The 19,293-nt window shown below is 73.7% G+C and carries 17 protein-coding genes; 3 read left to right on the forward strand and 14 right to left on the reverse strand.

Translation table 11 applies throughout. The features are described from left to right. Positions 1-279: 279 nt before the first annotated feature. The 3 genes from topA to AC3WRM_RS17770 form a co-directional block, all read right to left on the reverse strand. The gene (gene topA, locus AC3WRM_RS17760; protein WP_492248455.1) at positions 280-3,045 is read right to left on the reverse strand and encodes a type I DNA topoisomerase; all 2,766 of its coding nucleotides are present in this window, start codon (positions 3,043-3,045) and stop codon (positions 280-282) included. Positions 3,046-3,178: 133 nt separating this feature from the next. Then, positions 3,179-4,708: a DUF7059 domain-containing protein gene (locus tag AC3WRM_RS17765; protein ID WP_492248454.1), complete on the reverse strand. Its 1,530-nt coding sequence runs from the start codon at positions 4,706-4,708 to the stop codon at positions 3,179-3,181. 34 nt (positions 4,709-4,742) lie between these two features. After that, on the reverse strand, positions 4,743-5,099 hold the full coding sequence (locus AC3WRM_RS17770) for an STAS domain-containing protein (protein WP_492248453.1): 357 nt from the start codon (positions 5,097-5,099) through the stop codon (positions 4,743-4,745). Positions 5,100-5,196: 97 nt separating this feature from the next. Here AC3WRM_RS17770 and AC3WRM_RS17775 point away from each other — a divergent pair, with 97 nt between their 5' ends. Next, positions 5,197-7,500: a DEAD/DEAH box helicase gene (locus AC3WRM_RS17775; RefSeq protein ID WP_492248452.1), complete on the forward strand. Its 2,304-nt coding sequence runs from the start codon at positions 5,197-5,199 to the stop codon at positions 7,498-7,500. Positions 7,501-7,508: 8 nt separating this feature from the next. On the opposite strand, the gene AC3WRM_RS17780 is transcribed toward AC3WRM_RS17775, so the two are convergent. The 8 genes from AC3WRM_RS17780 to ssd all read right to left on the reverse strand — a co-directional run bounded on the left by AC3WRM_RS17780 (position 7,509) and on the right by ssd (position 12,706). After that, the gene (locus AC3WRM_RS17780; protein WP_492248451.1) at positions 7,509-7,868 is read right to left on the reverse strand and encodes an Rv3654c family TadE-like protein; all 360 of its coding nucleotides are present in this window, start codon (positions 7,866-7,868) and stop codon (positions 7,509-7,511) included. Continuing rightward, positions 7,865-8,224: a TadE family type IV pilus minor pilin gene (locus AC3WRM_RS17785; RefSeq protein ID WP_492248450.1), complete on the reverse strand. Its 360-nt coding sequence runs from the start codon at positions 8,222-8,224 to the stop codon at positions 7,865-7,867. Before AC3WRM_RS17785 ends, AC3WRM_RS17780 begins: the two co-directional genes overlap by 4 nt. Continuing rightward, positions 8,221-8,487 carry a DUF4244 domain-containing protein gene (locus AC3WRM_RS17790; protein ID WP_492248449.1) on the reverse strand — a complete coding sequence of 89 codons (267 nt, stop codon included), beginning with the start codon at positions 8,485-8,487 and terminating at the stop codon, positions 8,221-8,223. The genes AC3WRM_RS17785 and AC3WRM_RS17790 overlap by 4 nt, the downstream gene beginning before the upstream one ends. Before the next feature lie 69 nt (positions 8,488-8,556). Continuing rightward, positions 8,557-8,802 (reverse strand): DUF4244 domain-containing protein, encoded by a 246-nt coding sequence (locus AC3WRM_RS17795; protein ID WP_492248448.1) that lies wholly within the window; start codon positions 8,800-8,802, stop codon positions 8,557-8,559. Between the two features lie 136 nt (positions 8,803-8,938). Further along, positions 8,939-9,652: a type II secretion system F family protein gene (locus AC3WRM_RS17800; RefSeq protein WP_492248447.1), complete on the reverse strand. Its 714-nt coding sequence runs from the start codon at positions 9,650-9,652 to the stop codon at positions 8,939-8,941. Next, entirely contained in the window at positions 9,649-10,506 is an 858-nt protein-coding gene (locus AC3WRM_RS17805; protein ID WP_492248446.1) for a type II secretion system F family protein, read from the reverse strand. Before AC3WRM_RS17805 ends, AC3WRM_RS17800 begins: the two co-directional genes overlap by 4 nt. After that, the gene (locus AC3WRM_RS17810; RefSeq protein WP_492248445.1) at positions 10,503-11,663 is read right to left on the reverse strand and encodes a TadA family conjugal transfer-associated ATPase; all 1,161 of its coding nucleotides are present in this window, start codon (positions 11,661-11,663) and stop codon (positions 10,503-10,505) included. Before AC3WRM_RS17810 ends, AC3WRM_RS17805 begins: the two co-directional genes overlap by 4 nt. Beyond that, the gene (gene ssd, locus AC3WRM_RS17815) at positions 11,660-12,706 is read right to left on the reverse strand and encodes a septum site-determining protein Ssd (protein ID WP_492270936.1); all 1,047 of its coding nucleotides are present in this window, start codon (positions 12,704-12,706) and stop codon (positions 11,660-11,662) included. Before ssd ends, AC3WRM_RS17810 begins: the two co-directional genes overlap by 4 nt. A 132-nt stretch (positions 12,707-12,838) precedes the next feature. Here ssd and AC3WRM_RS17820 point away from each other — a divergent pair, with 132 nt between their 5' ends. Continuing rightward, positions 12,839-13,663, forward strand: a complete 825-nt coding sequence (locus AC3WRM_RS17820; RefSeq protein WP_492248442.1) for an HAD family hydrolase — start codon at positions 12,839-12,841, stop codon at positions 13,661-13,663. 286 nt (positions 13,664-13,949) lie between these two features. On the opposite strand, the gene AC3WRM_RS17825 is transcribed toward AC3WRM_RS17820, so the two are convergent. From AC3WRM_RS17825 to AC3WRM_RS17835, 3 genes are read right to left on the reverse strand one after another with little or no spacing between them, the layout of a single operon-like run. After that, positions 13,950-14,753 (reverse strand): FkbM family methyltransferase, encoded by an 804-nt coding sequence (locus AC3WRM_RS17825; protein WP_492248441.1) that lies wholly within the window; start codon positions 14,751-14,753, stop codon positions 13,950-13,952. Continuing rightward, positions 14,750-16,120: an O-antigen ligase family protein gene (locus AC3WRM_RS17830; protein ID WP_492248440.1), complete on the reverse strand. Its 1,371-nt coding sequence runs from the start codon at positions 16,118-16,120 to the stop codon at positions 14,750-14,752. Before AC3WRM_RS17830 ends, AC3WRM_RS17825 begins: the two co-directional genes overlap by 4 nt. Positions 16,121-16,139: 19 nt before the next feature. Then, the gene (locus AC3WRM_RS17835; RefSeq protein ID WP_492248439.1) at positions 16,140-17,588 is read right to left on the reverse strand and encodes a tyrosine-protein kinase domain-containing protein; all 1,449 of its coding nucleotides are present in this window, start codon (positions 17,586-17,588) and stop codon (positions 16,140-16,142) included. A 272-nt stretch (positions 17,589-17,860) separates the two neighbouring features. On the opposite strand from AC3WRM_RS17835, the gene AC3WRM_RS17840 reads away from it, so the two are divergent. Then, complete coding sequence (locus AC3WRM_RS17840) at positions 17,861-18,826, forward strand: NAD-dependent epimerase/dehydratase family protein (protein WP_492248438.1); 966 nt, start codon at positions 17,861-17,863, stop codon at positions 18,824-18,826. Positions 18,827-19,293 lie beyond the last annotated feature (467 nt).

A 19,293-nucleotide genomic window follows, 5' to 3' on the forward strand; every position in this document is an offset into this window, starting at 1 on the left:
AGCAAACGCAGCATCCTTCGAACCCCAACGCACGAACGCAGAATCCTGCGTCCCACGCGGGCCGCAGCCCGAGACCCGAAACCGACCCCCGCCCAGCTGCCCGGTCGAGGCCCTTTCGGAGGCCACCCCCAGCGTGAGCCGAGGCAGCGCACCAGCAAGCGAAGACTCCCTGCGGCACCGCACCAGCGGGTACAAACCCCCTACGGCAGCGCACCAGCAAGCACGGCCCAACGTCGCCAGCGCACCAGCAAGGTCACGACCACCGCAGCCCGAGAGGACTCAGCTCTTCTTCGCGGTCCCCGTCTTCTTCGCCGCCGTCTTCTTCGCCGTGGTCTTCTTCGCGGCGGTCTTCTTCGCAGCCGTCTTCTTGGTGGCCGTCTTCTTCGCCGCCGTCTTCTTGGTCGTGGTCTTCTTCGCGCTCTTCTTCGCCGTCTTCTTGACCGGACCGCGGGCGCGACGCTCGGCGAGGAGCTCCTGGGCGCGCTCGGGGGTCAGGGTCTCGAGGTCGTCGTCCTTGCGCAGCGAGGCGTTGGTCTCGCCGTCGGTGACGTAGACGCCGAAGCGGCCGTCCTTGGCGACGATCGGCTTCTCGCTGACCGGGTCGACGCCGAGCTCCTTCAGCGGGGGCTTCGCGGTGCCGCGGCGGCCGTAGGTCTTCGGCTGCGCGTAGATGGCGCGGGCCTGCTCCTCGGTGAGCGTGAACAGCTGCTCCTCCGACTCCAGCGAGCGCGAGTCGGTGCCCTTCTTCAGGTACGGGCCGTAGCGACCGTTCTGGGCGGTGATCTCCGTGCCGTCGACGTCGGTGCCGACGACGCGCGGGAGCGTGAGGAGCTGCACGGCGTCGTCGATGCCGATCGAGTCCATGCTCATCGAGCGGAAGAGGCTCGCGGTGCGCGGCTTCTCGCCCTTCTTCGCGTCCTCCGGCAGCAGCTCGGTCACGTACGGGCCGAACCGGCCGTTCTTGACCACGAGGTCCAGGCCGGTCTCCGGGTGGGTGCCCAGCATCTTCTCGGCACCAGCCGGGTTCGCCAGCAGCTCCTTCGCCTTCTCGAGGGTCAGCTCATCCGGCGGGAGGTCCTCGGGCACGTTCGCCCGGGTGGGGACGTCGACGCCGTCCTTGCCGGGCACCATCGGCGGGCCCTCGACGTACGGTCCGTAGCGCCCGACGCGCACCGCGACGTCGTCGCCGAGCTCGAACGTGGCGAGCCCGCGGGCGTCGATGTCGGGGAGGTTCTCGATGAGCCGCTTGAGGCCGGTGTCCTTCTCGCCGCTGCCGGCCCAGAAGCCCTCCAGCACGCGCTGACGCTCCTCGCGCCCGTGGGACACCTGGTCGAGGACGTCCTCCAGCTCGGCGGTGAAGGAGTAGTCGACCAGGCGCGGGAAGTGCTGCTCCATCAGCCGGACCACGCTGAACGCGATCCACGCCGGGACGAGCGCGGTGCCCTTCTTGAACACGTAGCCGCGGTTCTGGATGGTGCCGATGATCGACGCGTAGGTCGACGGACGGCCGATCTCGCGGTCCTCGAGCTCCTTGATCAGCGACGCCTCGGTGTAGCGGGCCGGCGGCTTCGTCTCGTGCCCGGCGGGCGTCAGCTCGTGCGCGGTCACCGTCTCGCCCTGGGCGAGCGCGGGCAGCTTCGTCTGCTGGTCGTCACCCTGGCCGTTGTCCTCGCGGGACTCCACGTACGCCTTCAGGAAGCCGTGGAACGTGATGGTGCGCCCCGAGGCGGTGAGCTCGACGGGGGCCCCGGCGTCGGCGCCGGCCGCGTCGGACGCCGTGGCGGTGAGCCGGATCGAGACCTGCTCGCCGCGCGCGTCCTTCATCTGCGACGCGAGCGTCCGCTTCCAGATCAGCTCGTACAGCTTCAGCTCGTCGCCGCGCAGCCCGGTGGCCTGCGGGGTCGTGAACTTCTCGCCGGCAGGACGGATGGCCTCGTGCGCCTCCTGGGCGTTCTTGACCTTGCCCGTGTAGGTGCGGGGCTTGTCGGGCAGGTACTCCGCGCCGTACAGCTCCCTCACCTGGGCGCGCGACGCGTTCAGCGCGGTCTGCGACAGGGTGATCGAGTCGGTGCGCATGTAGGTGATGTGCCCGCCCTCGTACAGGCGCTGCGCGACCTGCATCGTGCGGGCGGCGCCGAAGCCGAACTTGCGCGACGCCTCCTGCTGCATCGTCGTGGTGCGGAACGGCGCGTACGGCTTGCGGGTGTAGGGCTTCGCGTCGACCGAGGCGACCGTGAACGTCTCGTCGCGCAGGCCGTCCGCGAGCGCGGTGACGCGCGCCTCGTCGAGGTGCGCGACGTCGGCGTTCTTCAGCGTGCCGTCGTCGGCGAAGGCCGACCCGTTCGCGACCCGCTTGCCGCCGACCGTCACCAGACGGGCGGGGAACAGGCGCGCGTCGTCGTGCTGCTCGCCGGCGTCGAACGTGGCGTCGAGGTCCCAGTACGAGGCCGAGCGGAACGCCATGCGCTCCCGCTCGCGCTCGACGACGAGGCGCGTCGCGACCGACTGCACGCGCCCGGCCGAGAGACCCGACATGACCTTCTTCCACAGGACCGGGCTGACCTCGTAGCCGTACAGCCGGTCGAGGATGCGGCGGGTCTCCTGCGCGTCGACGAGGTCCATGTCGATGTCGCGCGGGTTCTGGACGGCCCGGGTGATCGCTTCCTGGGTGATCTCGTTGAAGACGATCCGCTTGACGGGCACCTTCGGCTTCAGCTCGTCGAACAGGTGCCAGGCGATGGCCTCGCCCTCGCGGTCCTCATCGGTCGCGAGCACGAGCTCGTCGGCCTCCTTGAGGAGCTTCTTGAGCTTGGTGATCTGCGGCTTCTTGTCGGCGGCGACGACGTAGACGGGGTCGAAGCCGTTCTCGATGTCGACGCCGAGGCGCGCCCAGGGCAGGCCCTTGTACTTGGCCGGCACCTGGTCGGCGCCCTTCGGGAGGTCGCGGATGTGGCCCACGCTGGAGTCGACGACGTAGCCGTCACCCAGGTACGACTGGATGCTGCGCACCTTGTTCGGCGACTCGACGATGACGAGCGTGGTCACGGTGTTACTCCCTCGTGGACGGTCCGGGCGCACGGACAGCGGGCCGGACGCGGCATACGCTAACGCGCCTTGTCAAGGAACATCGTGCCCCGGGGGCACAGGTGGCGCGCGCCACACGGCCCGTGCCGGGCGGTCAGGGAACCAGCAGGCCGTCGGCGACGAGCTCGTGGACGACCGGGCGGTACTGCTCGCGCAGGGCCTCGGGATCGCGATCGAGGAGCCGGGCGAGCGCGTCGAGCACCTGCCCGGCCGTCAGGTCGCCGTCGAGCGCTCCGACGAGCCCCGCCTGGACCGTGTCGACCTGCGCGGCGCGGCGCAGCCCCTCCCCCAGGCGCAGGACGATCGCCTCCGGATCCTCCTCGCCGGCCCGGCCGAACGTCTCCTGCGTCAGCGTGGGTGCCTGCCGCCAGCGGACGTCGAGGACGTCGTCGGCGGCGGCGAGGGCGTCGACCCGCTCGGCCCAGGCGAGGACCGCGCCCCCGACGGGCGGCACGACCTCGTGGCGCCACTCCTCCAGCCGCAGCACGGGCACGTCGCGGTGCGCCGCGCGGAGGCTGATCCATCCGAACGCCATGGCCTGCACGCCCTGGGCGTCGAACCAGTCGAGCCAGGCGTCGTAGCGGGCCGTGTAGTCGGGCCGGTGTCGGACGCCCGCGTCGGCCAGCCACATCTCGACGTACGCCGAGAGGTCCACCACCTCACGCTGGACCACCCAGGCGTCCAGGCCGGTCGGCCCGACCCACCCGCCCAGCCGCTCCTGCCACGGCTCGTCGGTGTGCACCCAGCTGCCGAGCACCTGGCACCAGCCGCCCGGGACGAGGTGGTCCGCGGCTCCGGCGACGACCGTGCGCACGACGCCGTCCGTCGCGAGGCTGCTCTCACGGTAGACGAGCCGGTCCCCGGTCGGTGGGGAGACGACGAAGGGCGGGTTGGTGGCGATGGTGTCGAAGCGCTCGCCCGCGACCGGGTCCCAGAAGGAGCCGTCGCGTACGTCGACGTCGACGCCGTTGAGCTCGGCCGTGAGCCGCGCTGCCCAGAGGGCCCGCGGGTTGACGTCGGTGGCGACGACGCGGTCGTGCCCCTGCGCCAGGTGGAGCGCCTGGACCCCGCACCCGGTCCCGAGGTCGAGCGCGCGCGTCGAGTCCCCACGATTCGGTACGTCATCGCCTGTTCCCGTCGCGGGAAAGGGCGATGACGTACCGAATCGTGGGGTGGGGCGGAGGGAGGGGCCCGGCACGGTGAGCTGGGCGAGGGAGGAGGACGCCTCGCTGATGCCGAGGACGTGCTCGGGACCGACCTCGATGGGGCGCGTGTCGAGCCCGGGGGTCAGGTCGCAGACGACCCACCAGTCGTGCGTCTCGTCGCCGTAGGGGCGGACGTCGACCAGCGCGCGCACCACGTCGCCGTCGCGGGCGAGGACGCCGCGATCCACCAGCTCGTCCACCTGCCCCGGCAGCGCGGCCGAGACGGCCGCGGCAGGCTCAGGTCGCTGCAGGGAGAACAGGCGCACCAGCGTCGAGAGCGGCGAGCCGTCGCGGGTGGCGCGCTCGGCCGGCGTCGTCTCGTTGCGCAGCAGGGCCCCGTGGGCCTCGGTCCCCAGCAGGACCTGCACCTGCTCGACGGTGAAGCCGACGTCGGTCAGGCGGGCGCGCAGTCGTTCCATGGCGTCAGCGTGTCACGCCGACGTCGGGGCGACCTCAGGCGAGGTCGGCGGTGTCGTGCGCGGCGCGCGCGGCCTCGACGGACTCGTGCAGGCCGAACACCTTGTCGAGGCCGGTGATCTCGAAGATCTTGAGCAGCCGCGGGTGGGTGCAGACGATGTCGAGCGAGCCGCCGCCCGCCCGGACCTTCTTGAGGGCGCCCACGAGGACGCCGAGACCGGTCGAGTCGAGGAAGTCGACGCGCTGCACGTCGACGACGAGGCGCAGGTGACCTGCGTCGATCGCCTCCACGATCGCCTCCCGCAGCCGGGGCGCGGTGTACACGTCGATCTCGCCGCCGACCTCGATGATCTCGAAGGGCTCGTCGGTGCGGGTGGTCAGCAGGAGCTCCATCAACGTCCTTCCTCGGAGATGGACCAAGTCAACCACGCCGGACGCGTGGACGCCCCGTCGTCGGCGGCTCCGACGGGGACCCTGGGAGGATGGCCCGGTGGAACCGGACCGAGTGCTGACGCGCTACGCCGACCGGATCCTGCACCTGCACGAGGTCCCCGCGCGCGACGCCGTCGTGGAGCCGTGGCCGGAGTGGGTCGACCCGCGCGTGCGCACCGCGTTCGCCGCCCAGGGCGTCACCCACCTCTGGGCCCACCAGGCCGAGGCGCTCGCGCACGTGCACGCCGGCCGGCACGTCGTCGTGTCGACGGGGACGGCCTCGGGCAAGTCGCTGACCTACCAGGTCCCCGCGCTCGACGCGCTGGTCCGCGGTCGCACAGGCGATGCGATCCGCGGGCACCGCGCCCCGACGGCCCTCTACCTGGCACCGACGAAGGCCCTCGCCGCCGACCAGCTGCGACGCCTGCCCCGCGACGAGGAGGGTGGACCGCTCGTGCGGGCGACCACCGTCGACGGCGACAGCTCGCTCGACGAGCGCTCGTGGGCACGCGACCACGCGCAGCTCGTGCTCACCAACCCCGACACCGTGCACCACACCCTCCTGCCCGGCCACGAGCGCTGGGCGCGGCTCTTCGCGGGACTCCAGGTCGTGGTCGTGGACGAGTGCCACCACTACCGCGGGGTGTTCGGCGCGCACGTCGCGCACGTGCTGCGCCGGCTGCTGCGCGTGTGCGCGCATCACGGGTCGCAGCCGGTGGTCGTGCTCTCCTCGGCGACGGTGAGCGAGCCCGAGGCGTCGGCGCGGCGGCTGACCGGGCTCGACGTGGTGGCCGTGACCGACGACGCCTCGCCCCACGGTCCGCGCACGATCGCGCTCTGGGAGCCGCCGCTGGTGGGCGCGGCGCACCCCTCCCAGCCGCCGAGCCGGCGGTCCGCGGGCCGGGAGGCCGCCGACGTCCTCACCGACCTGGTGCTGGACCGCACGCGCACGCTGGTCTTCTCGCGGTCCCGTCGAGGGGCCGAGGCCATCGCGCGGGGGGCCCAGGACCGGCTCGGCGAGGTGGCGCCGGAGCTGCCGGCGCGGGTCGCCACCTACCGCGGCGGCTACCTGCCCGAGGAGCGTCGTGAGCTGGAGGACCGGCTCCGCTCCGGCGACCTGCTGGGCCTGGCCGCGACGAACGCGCTCGAGCTGGGCGTCGACGTCAGCGGCCTCGACGCCGTCGTCAGCGTGGGGTTCCCGGGCACGCGTGCGGCGTTCTGGCAGCAGGTGGGACGGGCCGGGCGCGACGGCCAGCGCTCGCTCGGCGTGCTCGTGGCACGTGACGAGCCCATCGACACGTTCCTGGTGCACCATCCCGACGCGTGGCTCGGCGCGCCGGTGGAGGCCACCGTCTTCGACCCCGACAATCCGTACGTGCTGGGTCCGCACCTCGCCGCCGCCGCGCAGGAGCTGCCGCTGACGGAGGCCGACCTGGAGCTGTTCGGCCCCCGCGCCCGCGAGGGGGTCGACGCGCTGGAGGCCGCCGGCTGGCTGCGACGGAGGACGGCGGGCTGGTTCTGGACCCGCCGCGACCGCGCTGCCGCGCTCGCCGACCTGCGCGGCAGCGGCGGCGCACCGGTGCAGATCGTCGACGGCCCGACCGGGCGCCTGGTCGGCACGGTCGACGCCGGTGCCGCCGACGGAGAGGTGCACGAGGGGGCGGTGTACGTGCACCAGGGCCAGGTGCACGTGGTCGACGAGTACGACGTGGACGACGGCGTGGCGGTCGTCCACGCCGAGGACCCCGGCTGGTCGACGTCGGCGCGCTCGACCACGGAGGTCTCGGTGGTCGCCACCCGGCGCACGCGACGCTGGGGTGCCACGACGGTCCACCTGGGCGAGGTCGACGTGACGAGCCAGGCGGTCTCGTTCAGCCGCCGGCGGCACGACGGCAGCCTGGTGGGCGAGGAGCCGCTCGACCTCCCGTCGCGCACGCTGCGCACCGTCGCGACCTGGTGGACGCTGCCCCCGGACGTGGTGGAGCGGGTGCTGGAACGCACCGACGTGCCCGGCGCTGCGCACGCGGCCGAGCACGCCGCGATCGGGCTGCTGCCGCTGCTCGCCACCTGCGACCGCTGGGACCTCGGCGGGCTGTCGGCCGCCGTCCACGCGGACACCGGGACGCTCACGATCTTCGTCTACGACGGCCACCCGGGCGGCGCAGGCTTCGCCGAGCGCGGCTACGAGGTCGTGGAGCGGTGGCTGCGCGTCACGCGCGCGACGATCGACGACTGCGAGTGTCGCGACGGGTGCCCGTCGTGCGTGGTGTCGCCGAAGTGCGGGAACTTCAACGAGCCGCTCGACAAGGCGGGCGCGGTGCGGCTGCTCGACGCCCTGCTCGACGGCGCACCCGAGGACTGAGCCCACGCTCACCGCTCGTACCAGGCCGGCGCGGCCCGCGCCTGCACCCGTGCGCGCCACGTCCCGCCCCACCACGGCCTGGTGGCGGCGGTCGCGGTGACCGTGACGACGTCGAGGTCGGCACGGCACCGCTCGAGCGTGGCGCGGTTGCGGCGCGCCACCTCACGGGCGGCCTCGCAGGGGTCGGCGCCCTCCGTGGACGCCCGACTGCCGGCCAGGGCGGCGAGGTCGGCTGCGCCGGACACGCGGTGCCGCAGCGCGACCAGGCCGGTCACCTGCAGCCCCAGCGCGACGACGGTCACGAGGACGGCGCCGACCCAGAGCGCGTGCACCGTGACCGATCCCCGATCGGCCGGCGGCGTGCTCACGACGTCTCCACGGCTGCCACCGCGGTCGCGTCGAGCCGGGTGGAGCCCACCGTCGACGCGAAGCCGAGGGGTGCCCGCGTCCGCACCCGTACCGTGACCGCGACGGTCCCGTCGGCGCCCTCGGCCACCTCCACCGTGGACCCGGCGGGCGCCAGCCGCCGCACGACGGCGACGGCGTCGGCCTCGGGCTCGCCCCGCGCGACCAGACGAGCGCCCTCCCGGGCGGCGTCGACGAGCCGCACCTGGGTCAGGCCGAGGGACGCGACCCAGACGAGCAGCACGACGAGCACGAGCCCGAACGGCGCGAGGACGGCCAGCTCGGCCGTGGCCGTGCCGCGTTCGCCGCGTCGCCTCATCGCAGGGGCGCGAACGGACGACTGTGCCACAGGAGCTCCAGGAGGGAGCGGGGCTCCAGGGCCTGCCGCAGCAGCGCGGAGACGTGGTCGAGGAACCAGCCGTCGGTGCCGAGGCGCAGCACCACGACGGCGCAGGTGACGGCCCCCAGCGTGCCGACGGCGTACTCGGCCGTCGTGGCGCCGCCGTCGCCGGGAGGTCGGACGCGCGACCGGCGAGCGGGTGGTGCGGTGGCGGGGACGTCGGAACGGGTCGGGCGCGGCACGGTGACCTCCTCGGTCAGGTCGGCAGGCTCCAGGGCGGGACGGACTCCCCCGCCCTGGAGCCGGCTGGGTCAGAACAGGTTCGGCAGGACGTTCGGGATGTTGTCGATGACGTCCTTGACCAGGTCGCCGAACCACTCCGACTGGCCGATCTTCACGAGCACACCGCCGACGGTGCAGGCACCGAGCGTGCCGACGGCGTACTCCGCCGTGGTCATGCCGTCCTGCCGTCGACCGCGGCGGGTCACACGGGCGACGAGCGAGGCGCCGCGGGATCGGGTCCTCGACGGGGCGGGGCGGGAGGTGGAGAGGTGCATGGCTGTCCTTTCGTGGAACGGGCTGACACCGAGGAGATGGCGTCGTCGACGGTCCGAGTGCCCACGGCGTCGAGCGATGTGGACCGGGCGGCTGCCTCCTCCGGTCGGCGGGACCGCCTGTGGACGGACAGGCGGCTCAGCCTCCGAGGAGGTCGAGGCCCGACGCCACGCCGAGCAGGGACGGCACGATGCCAACGAGGAGGAACGCGGGCAGGAAGCAGAGGCCGAGCGGCGCCGCGGTCCGGACGGCCACGGCGCGCGCCCGCTCCCGCGACCTCGCCGCGACGTCACGGCGCACGTCGGCCGCCGTGGCAGCCAGGACGGCCGCCACCGGCGCACCCGACTGCTCGGCGCGTCGGAACGCCCGCGCCAGCACGGCGAGCGTGGGGTGCCGCGCGAGCACGTCCCACACGGCGGCGGCGTCGGCCCCCGAGCGCAGCCGGCCCACGATCCCCTCGAGGTCGTCCCGCAACGGCGCGGGAACGGCACCGGCCACCACGTCGAGGGCCACGACGACCGGTCGGCCCGACGCCAGCACCGCGACGAGCAGGTCGAGCGCTCCGGGCAGCTGCCGCGCCACCAGGTCGCGGCGGCGGCGCTCCGCCGCAGAGACCGTGGTGGTCACCGCGGCACGGGCGAGGGGCGTCGCCACGAGCGCGACGCCGGCGCCCGGTACGGGACCGAGCACGACGAGGCAGGCCACCGGCACGAGGAGGGTGACCATGAGCTGCGGGGAGGCTCGGCGCCGCGGCGGGGGTGCGCCGAGCAGCGTGCGGTGCCGGGCGGTGGCCGGCGCCGGCAGGACCAGCCACACGGCGACCGCAGCGCACAGGCACGCGGCGACGTTCACCGCCGGGCCTCGGCGGTGGCGACGATCCGCTCGACCCACACCAGCCCGAGCAGCGCCAGGGCGCAGCCGGCGGCCAGGCACGACGCGCCGGGCAGGGTCGCCGTGAGCACGTGCACAGGATCGCCGCCCAGCCCGGACCCCAGCGCCAGGCCGAGCACGGGCAGCACGGCGAGCAGCCGGGCGGTCGCCCGCGACGACGCGCACTCCGCCCGCACCTCGCGCCCGAGGTCGCGGTCGGACCGCACCGCGTCGACCACGCGGTCGAGGACGTCGGCGACAGGCGCGCCGGACCGCTCCGCCACGCGCCAGGCCGCTGCCACCTGCGCCAGGTCGTCGGCCCCGGGACGACGGGCGACGACGTCGAGCGCGGCGGCGACGTCGCCACCACGCCCCGCGGCCTCCGACACCTGGCGGAGCTCGGGCAGGTCGTCGCCCGCGTTCCGCAGGGCCTCAGCGGGCAGGACGCCCGCCCGGAGCTCGGCGGCGAGCAGCTCGAGGGAGGCCGCCACGCGCTCGGCCAGCTCGGAGGCGGCCCGCCGTGCCCGGGCCCGGTTCATGAGCCGCCAGCCCGCCAGGGCGCAGCCGGCCGCCGTCGCGAGCAGGACGGCCGGGACGGGCGAGGTCGCGACCCAGGGCGCGAGTCCGCCGGCGACCGCGACGGGGAGCCAGCCGCCCCACCCTGCGCGGAGCCGACGCCCGGCGCCCGCCACGAGGCGGCGCACGGCGTCGCCGTCGACGACCGCGCCCGCCCCGAGCCGGACCGCGAGCACCCACCGCCCGGGCGGCCACGACAGCAGCACGGCTGCTGCGGCGCACGTGGCGCACAGCAGCGGCAGCCCGGTCGAGAGCCTCACGCACCGTCCTCGACGAGGGCGGTCCAGCGCTCGTGCGCCGGACCCGCCACCCAGCGTCCGTCCACCAGACCGGCTGCTCGCACGCACCGCACCTGGCCGGTCGCGGCGTCCGCGACGAGGACGCCGACCTCCTCGAGCCGACGCACCCCGTCCCGACCCCGCTGCAGGTGCACGACGGCCTGCACCCCGGCGGCCAGCTGGCTGTGCACGGCGTCGCGACCGAGTCCGCCGGCGACGCCCAGCGCCTCGAACCGCGCCGGCACGTCGGCCGCGGAGTTGGCGTGCACCGTGCCGCAGCCACCCTCGTGGCCGGTGTTCAGCGCGGCCAGCAGGTCGACGACCTCGCCGCCGCGCACCTCCCCCACCACCAGGCGGTCCGGTCTCATCCGCAGCGCCTGGCGCACCAGGTCGCGCAGCGTCACCAGACCGGCGCCCTCGACGTTGGCCGGGCGCGCCTCCAGCGCGACGACGTGCGGGTGCTCCGGCGCCAGCTCTGCTGCGTCCTCCACCAGCACGACGCGCTCCTGCCGAGGGACGAGGCCGAGGAGCGTCGCCAGCAGCGTCGTCTTGCCGGTCCCGGTGCCCCCGCTGACCACGAACGCCGCCCGCGCCGCGACGAGCCGCCGCAGGAGCTGCGCAGCCTCGGGGTGCACGCCACCGGCGGCCACGAGCGCCTCGAGCGTGAAGGACCGTCGGGCCGGCACGCGCAGGCTGATGCTCGTGCCGGGCCGCACCAGCGGAACCAGCACGGCGTGCAGCCGCGTGCCGTCGGGCAGCCGCGCGTCGACCCAGGGGCTGGCGTCGTCGAGCCGCCGGCCGGCCTGCGCCGCGAGGCGGCGGGCGAGTCGCTGCACCGCGGCGTCGTCGGGGAAGTCGAGGTCGACCCGTTCGAGCCCGCGGCCACGGTCGACGTGCACCGCGTGCGGACCGTTGACCACGACGTCCGTGACCTGCGGGTCGTCGAGCAGCGGCTGCAGCTCGCCGGCGCCGCGACGCTCCCGGTGCAGGGCGTCGACGACGCCCAGCACGGTCGCACTGCCGCGCAGCCCCGCCTCCAGGCCCAGGGCCTCGGCGACCGCCTGCGCCGTGGGCTCGCGCACCTCGACCGCGAGCCGCGCCCGCACCCGCGCGACGAGGGCGGGGTCGACGTCGGTCACGTGACCGGTCCCAGCCCGAGCAGGTCGAGCACCTGGCCCGACGCGCGACGCAGGGTCCTGGAACGGCCCGGACCCCGCCCGTGGTCGACGTCGCCGCGCAGCCTCCGGTCGTGGCCGAGGCGCGCCACCACCGGGAGCCGCAGCGCCTCCGCCACCGGCCCCGAGCCGAGTCCGCCGGGTCGACGGACGGTCACCAGCAGGACCCTCGGCACGTGCGCGCCGACCTCGGCGAGCGCGATCCGGCCGGCGGCCACGCAGCGCACGTCCTCGGGCACGACCAGGACCGCACCCTCGCAGCGCTGCAGCGCCGTCGCGCCCAGGCCGTCGAGGTGCCGGGGCACGTCCGCGACGACCACGTCGTAGGCACGGGCCGCGGCCGCGAGCACGTCGGGGGCGACGTCGGCGGGCACCGCGGCACCGTCGCGCGGGCAGGCGAGCACCGCGACACCGCGGTGCTCGGGCAGCAGCCGCGAGAGGCGGGTGGCGCCGACGTGGCCGTCGGCGCCACCCAGGGCCGACCAGCGCACGCCCTCGACCCGTTCGGCGCCGAGGACGAGGTCGACGCCGGCTCCCCTGGTGTCGGCGTCGACGAGCACCGGACGGTGGCCCCGGCGGGCCGCCTCGAGCGCGACCGCGGTGGCCAGCGTGGACGCACCGACACCGCCCACCGCTCCGACGACGGCGAGGCTGGCTGCCTCGCCGCCGCCGTCGAGCAGCGCACCGAGCCGGTCGAGCACGACCGGCTCGTCCCGTGCGTCGAGGACGGCCTCCGCGCCCAGCACCACCGCGTGGCGCCAGACCGGCCCGTCGGCCTCCCCCGAGCCCACCAGCAGCACGCCGTCACGACGCGGGGGCGCCGTGCCGGCGAGGGGGCCCGCGAGGTCGGCGGCCACGAGCACCGCCCGGGCCGCCGACCAGGACCTCCGCGCCGCCACGGCGTCCGACGCGACCTCGGGGGTGACGCCCACGGCCGCGCACCAGCGCAGCGCGTCGTCCAGCGCGTCGGGGTCGGCCGTGGCCACGAGCAGGGGCGCGGTGTCCATGTCCCCACGCAACCAGCCGGCACCGGCCCAGGACAGCGTCTCCGCCCCGCCTGTGGACGGACGGGCGCCGCACGACGCACCCGGGCGCGCACCTGTGGACGGCGGCTCCGCCCGCAGGCCTATCCTGGCCGGGTGAGCCCCCGTTCGGCCGCGTTCTTCGACCTGGACAAGACGATCATCGCCCGGTCCAGCGCCCTGGCCTTCAGCAAGCCGTTCTTCGAGGGCGGGCTGCTGACCCGGCGCGCCGTGCTCCGCAGCGCCTACGCGAACTTCATGTTCGGCCTCAACGGCGCCGACCACGACCAGCTGGAGAAGATGCGCCAGCAGATGACGTCGCTCATCGCCGGGTGGGACGTCGAGGTCGTGCGCGACGCCGTGCGCCGCACCCTCCGCGACGTCATCGACCCGATCGTCTACGCCGAGGCCGTCGACCTCGTCCAGCACCACCAGCGCGCCGGACGCGACGTCGTCATCGTCTCCGCCTCGGGCTCGGAGGTCGTCGGCCCGGTCGGGGAGCTGCTCGGCGTGCACGACGTCATCGCCACGCGGCTGGTCGAGCGCGACGGTCGCTACACCGGCGAGGTCGAGTTCTACGCCTACGGACCGCACAAGGCGACGGCCATGCGCCGGCTCGCGGAGGAGCGCGGCTACGACCTCGACGCCTGCTTCGCGTACTCCGACTCCGAGACCGACGTGCCGATGCTGGAGGCCGTCGGCCACCCGTTCGCGGTCAACCCCGACAAGGCGCTGCGCCGGATCGCCGCCGAGCGGGACTGGCCGGTGCTCGTGTTCGACCGTCCCGTCGCGCTGCGCAGCCGTCTGGGCCTGCACAGCACGACGGGTCGCGCCTTCTGGGCGCTGGTCGGTGCCGGTGCCGCCGCCGGCACCGCGCTGCTCGTGCAACGAGGTCGGCGCACCCGCCGCTCGACCGGTCGCCGCATCCTCGTGCGCTCGTGAAACGGGGCACGTGAGGTTACGTCCGCGTAGGGGTTCCGTCGTCCGGTCGGCAGGCGTAGAAAAGGACTCAGCAGGACAACTCCACAGACGGCCCAGCACCCAGTACCCACGCGGCGATCACCCGTCCCACTGGGTTGTCGAGCCTCCGGGACACCCGTCACCGCCGGCGGACCCGGGCCGACGATACGAGGAACTGCACGCCTGGTAGCTGATGCGATGCTGGACCCCCTGGACGGCGCCACCCACCTCGGTGGCGCCGTCCTCCTGCGTCAGGGGTGACCGCGGCTCAGGCGGCGGGCAGCGGGTCGCGCGAGAACCACGCGAGCCCGAAGCCGGGCCCGCCGGTCTCGTGGCGCACGAGGGAGAGTCCGGCCGCCTCGAGGAAGGTCCGCAGCTCTCCGAAGTCGTGGTCGTCCGAGTGGTGGTACTCCATGACGACGCGCCGGACACCGGCCCAGAGGGCGGGGTCGGACTCCAGGACGATGCCGTACTCGGCACCCTCGGCGTCCATCTTGATCAGGTCGACGCGGCCGCCGGAGGCGGCGAAGGCGTCGGCGATGCTCTCGCAGGCCACCTCGATCTCCGTGGCGCCGGACTCCCCGAGGTGCAGCACGCCGTTGTGGCCGCTGCCGGGTCCGTTGTCGGCCATGACGAGCGTGCCCGCCCGCGCGCCCACGGCGGCGCGGTGGACCGTGATGCGGTCGCCCAGGCGGTTGGACTCCACGTTGCGGACCGTGTAGGCGCCCGTCGAGGGCGTCGGCTCGTAGGAGTGCACCGACGCGCCCGGGAACCGTCGCACCAGGTCGGTGGAGAAGCAGCCGATGTGCGCCCCGATGTCGACCACGTGCACGTCGTCCGGCAGTCCCTGCGCGAACCAGCCGAGCGAGTACTCGTCCTCGGCGAACACCTCGTAGACCGGCACGCGCGCGCCGGGGGCGTTGGGGCAGTAGATGGTCAGGCCGTCGACCTCGAAGGCCAGCTCGTCGGCGCCGGTCGCCATGTGGCGCAGCACCGACCACCCGTTGTCGAACACCGAGACCGTCTGACGGGTGCGGCGGGCCACCCAGGTGGCGCGGTCGAGGACGGTCATGGGGCCTCCGGTGATGTCGGGATGGGGAGGGGATGGTCGCCGGGCGCGACGTCCGCGCCGGCGACGGCCCGGTCGGCGGCGAAGGCCGCCGACGCGAGGAACGGGAGGGCGAGGACCGACCAGACGTAGCGGTCCCAGAGGATCGTCGTCATGAAGCCGATCATCAGGTAGCCGAGGCAGGGCAGGACGAGGAGTCCGCCGACCCGGTCGAGGCTGAGCGAGCGGACCACCGTGGAGCCCAGCATGACGAGGAAGAACGCGAACCCGACGATGCCCACGGCTGCCGCGACCTGCAGGTAGATGTTGTGCGCCTTGAGCACGTCGGAGAGGCCGTTGCCGAGGATCGGGTGGCTGAGGAAGACCTCCCACGCCTCGCGGGCGATCACCTCGCGCTCGGCGTTGGAGCCCTGCGACGACCCGCCGCCGAGCAGCCGCCCGAGCGCGTTGTCGCTGGCGGCCAGGTTCGAGATGTTCACGCCGACGTAGTACAGCGGCACCAGGCCCAGCCCGAAGAGGGTCAGCGCGACGGTGACCGAGCGGCTGACGAGCACCCAGAGCACGAGCACCGCCCCCGCAGCCACGAGCGCCGCGCGGCTCCCGCTGATCCACACGCCCCAGCCGCAGACGGCCGTCGCTGCCAGGACCGCCGGGCGCCAGCCGCGTGGCACCACGGCCAGCAGGAAGGGCAGGAGGGCGATGGCGAGCATCGCGCACAGGCCCATGACGTTCGGGTGGGTCGAGTAGCCGATGCGACGACCACCGTCGCCGACACCGCCCACCGTGTAGGCGGCCACGACGTTCGCGACGTTGCCCGCGACGTAGGCGAGGGCCAGGGAGACGACGACCGCGCGCGGCGGTCGCCAGGCCATGTAGAAGATCGGCAGCAGGAGCGCGCCGACCACCAGGCGCAGCAGGTTGTTCAGGCTCGTCCCGGGGTCGGCTGCCATCGCCGACGTGAACAGGCCGACCACCACGAACGCCGCGCCGGCCCCGAGGAACAGCGGGTCGACGACGAGCCGTCGACCGATGAGCACGGGCACCAGGGCGAACACGCCGAGCAGCAGGACGATGTCGGACGTCGACGCGAACGCCAGGGCTGCGACGGGGCGCAGGTTGTCCAGCGGCGACAGGGCCGTGCCGAGCACCAGGAAGCCGATCGCGGCGCCCTCGAAGCCGACGACGGCCAGCACCGCCACGCCGAGCAGGACGAGCAGGAGCACGACGCCGACCAGGACGGACGACGCCGCGCGTGGGACGAGCAGCACGAGGGCGAGGCCCGTGACGATCGCGGGCACGGTCGAGCGGACCCGCTCCACCCACTCGGGGCGCAGCGTGCCGTGCGTCCGCTGCCGCGTCACGCCGCTCATGCCTCGGTGCCCACCCTGCTCACCGCCGGACGCGTCGTCCGCGCGTCGCGAGTCCGCGGAGCTTCTCCTCGACCACGGCGGTGCGCGGCTCCGGCTCGGGGTCGGGCTGCGGGGAGTACCCGTACCCGTAGCCGTGGCCGTACCCGTAGCCGTAGCCGTCCGCGTCGCCCGAGCGGCGCGGCGTGCGGTTCAGGACCGTGCCGAAGAGCCGTCCACCGATCGTCTGGATGCGGCCGACGGCGAGGCGCAGCTGCTCCCGGGTGGTCGAGCCGTGCCGGACGAGCAGCAGCACGCCGTCGACCTCGGGCAGGAGGATCGAGGCGTCGGCGACCGGCAGCATCGGCGGCGCGTCGATGATGACGGCGTCGTACTGCTGGCGCACCCGCGCGAGGAGGTCGCGCATGGCCTGCGTGTCGAGCACCTCGGCGGGGTTCGGCGGCGCGGGACCGGTGCCCATGAAGCTGATGCCGCTGACGTGGGGCTGCGTCGCCTCCTCCAGCGACGTGCGGCCGACGAGGACCGTGACGACGCCGACGGAGTTCTCGAGTCCCAGCAGCTCGGCGACGTTGGGGTTGCGCATGTCGGCGTCGATGAGCAGCACCGAGCGACCCGACTGCGCCATCGACAGCGCCAGGTTGGTGGCGACCAGCGTCTTGCCCTCGTTCGGCAGCGCGCTGGAGACGAGGATCGCGTGGCTCTCGCCGTCGATGTCGGAGAACTGCAGGTTGGTGCGCAGCACCCGGAACGCCTCGGCCAGGCTGCCGCCGGTCTCCGTCATGAGCGGCGTGCGCTTGACGAGCGGGTCGAAGGGCAGCGTCGCGAGCACGGCCTGCTCGCTGATCCGCTCGACGTCCTGGCGCGACTTGACCGTGCGGTCGAAGAGGTCGCGCAGCAGGGCTCCGACGATCGCCAGGAAGAGGCTCACGAGCAGGCCGATGCCGATGTTGAGCGGGATGTTCGGCGACACGGGGACGTCGCTGATGCTCGGCTCGGCCGCGATCCGGGCCGCGATGGCGGGTGCCTCGTCGCGGATCGACGGACGCTCCAGCTGCTCGACGAGGTCGACGAGCTGGTCGGCCGTGGCACCGGCGATGCGCTGCGCCCCTTCGGGGGTGTCGGCGGTGACCTGCAGGTCGATCGTCTGCGTGTTCGTGATGACCGTCGCCGACACGTGCTTCTCGAGGTCCTCGACCGACTCGTCGAGGTTCAGGTCGTCGACGACGCGCTGCAGCAGCGACGGGTCGGTCGCGAGCTCGGCGTACGACGCGACGCGCTGGGTGACGATGAACGAGGCCGCGTACTCGGCCGAGCCCCCCGACGGCGTCGAGATGAAGACCTTCACGGACGAGCCGTACTGCGGCGAGGACAGCAGCACCACGGCGACCGTGATGATCGCCCCCACCACGAACGTGACGGTGCTGAAGATCCAGCGCGCGCGCAGGGCGCCGACGAACTGCCGCAGGTCCACGGCTCTCCCTCCTGCTCCCGCCCTCGGCGGGTCGATGCGAAGTCTAGGCCAGCGACCATCTCTCCCTCGGCCCTTCTCGCGTTCCAACGACGCGGCGGCGTCCGGGTCACGGCACAGGTGACGGCAGGGGCCTCGGCACGGGTCGGGGAACCTGTCTGCGGCGTCCGTCACGCCCGCACCCGTAACGTCCTCGCGCCCGGTCGTTGTACAGGCGTACGGACACACGCCGCGGCCGACGTCGCGGGCGACTTCCCACGGAGGGCGGACGAGGCATGACGGTTCTGGTGACGGGTGCGGGCGGCTTCATCGGCGGGCATCTCGCCGCCGACCTGCTGGCACAGGGCCTGCAGGTCCGCGCGGTCGACAAGAAGCCGGTCGAGGAGTGGTACCAGGTCCACGCCGACGCCGAGAACGTCGTCGCCGACTGCTCCGACATGGGCGACGCGCACAAGATGGCCGTCGGCACCCAGGCGATCTACAACCTCGCCGCCGACATGGGCGGCATGGGCTTCATCGAGAACAACAAGGCCGAGTGCATGCTGTCGGTGCTGACCAGCACGAACATGCTCGTCGCGGCGCGCGACGCCGGCACGGAGCAGTTCTTCTACAGCAGCTCGGCGTGCGTCTACAACGGCACCAAGCAGACCGACCCCGACGTGACCGCCCTCAAGGAGTCCGACGCCTACCCGGCGGACCCCGAGGACGGCTATGGCTGGGAGAAGCTGTTCAGCGAGCGCATGGCGCGCCACTTCCGCGAGGACTTCGGCCTGCACACCCGCGTCGCCCGCTACCACAACGTCTACGGCCCCGAGGGCACGTTCGAGGGCGGCCGCGAGAAGGCCCCCGCCGCGCTGTCGCGCAAGATCGCGTGGGCCAAGCTCACCGGCGATCACACCATCGACGTCTGGGGCGACGGCGAGCAGAGCCGCAGCTTCATGTACATCGACGACTGCGTGCGCGGCACCCAGGAGATCCTCGCCGGCGAGAACGTCGAGCCCGTCAACCTGGGCTCCTCCGAGCTCGTGACGATCAACCAGATGATCGGCATCCTCGAGGACATCGCCGGCATCACCGTGCAGAAGCAGCACGACCTGACCGCCCCGCAGGGCGTGCGCGGGCGCAACAGCGACAACACGATGTTCCACGAGCTGTACGGCTGGGAGCCGTCGATCTCCCTGCGCGACGGCCTGGAGAAGACGTACGCCTGGATCTACGACCAGCTCGCTCCGCGAGTCTGACGGGGCCGTCGGCGACCTGCGGGTGCGTCGGGCGGCTCCTTCTCGACCTGCGGCTGCGGTGGCGCGGGTTCTCCTTGGGGTGGGGCTGCGTTGGTTCGGCCTCTCGCTCGGGTGGGGCTGCGTCGGTGCGGCTTTGACTCGTCCTGCGCTCCGAAAGGGCCTCGACCGGGCAGCTGGGCGGGGGTCGGCTTCGGGTCTCGGGCTGCGGCCCGCGTTGGACGCAAGAATCTGCGTTCGCGCGCTGGAACTCCAAGGATGCTGCGTTTGCTACGGGATCCCGTAGCGAACGCAGAAGCGTTCGACCTCACTCGCGTGAATGCAGAATCTTGGGCGCCCTTTGGGTTGGGGTGACGAAGGATTCTTCCTTCTCGTGGAACGGTCCACGAGAAGGAAGAATCCTTGCCCCGTCTGGCCCCCGCGTCGGTGGATCTGCCACCTGAACAGCGCTCAGAAGGTGGCAGATCCAC

The organism is Aeromicrobium sp. EU05-FHT14F07 (assembly GCF_058790455.1).

Excerpts from the sequence above, each read along its gene's own strand:
- AC3WRM_RS17765 (WP_492248454.1), bottom strand. The coding sequence starts at position 4,708 with ATGGAACGACTGCGCGCCCGCCTGACCGACGTCGGCTTCACCGTCGAG.
- AC3WRM_RS17770 (WP_492248453.1), bottom strand. The coding sequence starts at position 5,099 with ATGGAGCTCCTGCTGACCACCCGCACCGACGAGCCCTTCGAGATCATC.
- AC3WRM_RS17785 (WP_492248450.1), bottom strand. The coding sequence starts at position 8,224 with ATGAGGCGACGCGGCGAACGCGGCACGGCCACGGCCGAGCTGGCCGTC.
- AC3WRM_RS17795 (WP_492248448.1), bottom strand. The coding sequence starts at position 8,802 with ATGCACCTCTCCACCTCCCGCCCCGCCCCGTCGAGGACCCGATCCCGC.
- ssd (WP_492270936.1), bottom strand. The coding sequence starts at position 12,706 with ATGGACACCGCGCCCCTGCTCGTGGCCACGGCCGACCCCGACGCGCTG.
- AC3WRM_RS17825 (WP_492248441.1), bottom strand. The coding sequence starts at position 14,753 with ATGACCGTCCTCGACCGCGCCACCTGGGTGGCCCGCCGCACCCGTCAG.
- AC3WRM_RS17830 (WP_492248440.1), bottom strand. The coding sequence starts at position 16,120 with ATGAGCGGCGTGACGCGGCAGCGGACGCACGGCACGCTGCGCCCCGAG.
- AC3WRM_RS17840 (WP_492248438.1), top strand. The coding sequence starts at position 17,861 with ATGACGGTTCTGGTGACGGGTGCGGGCGGCTTCATCGGCGGGCATCTC.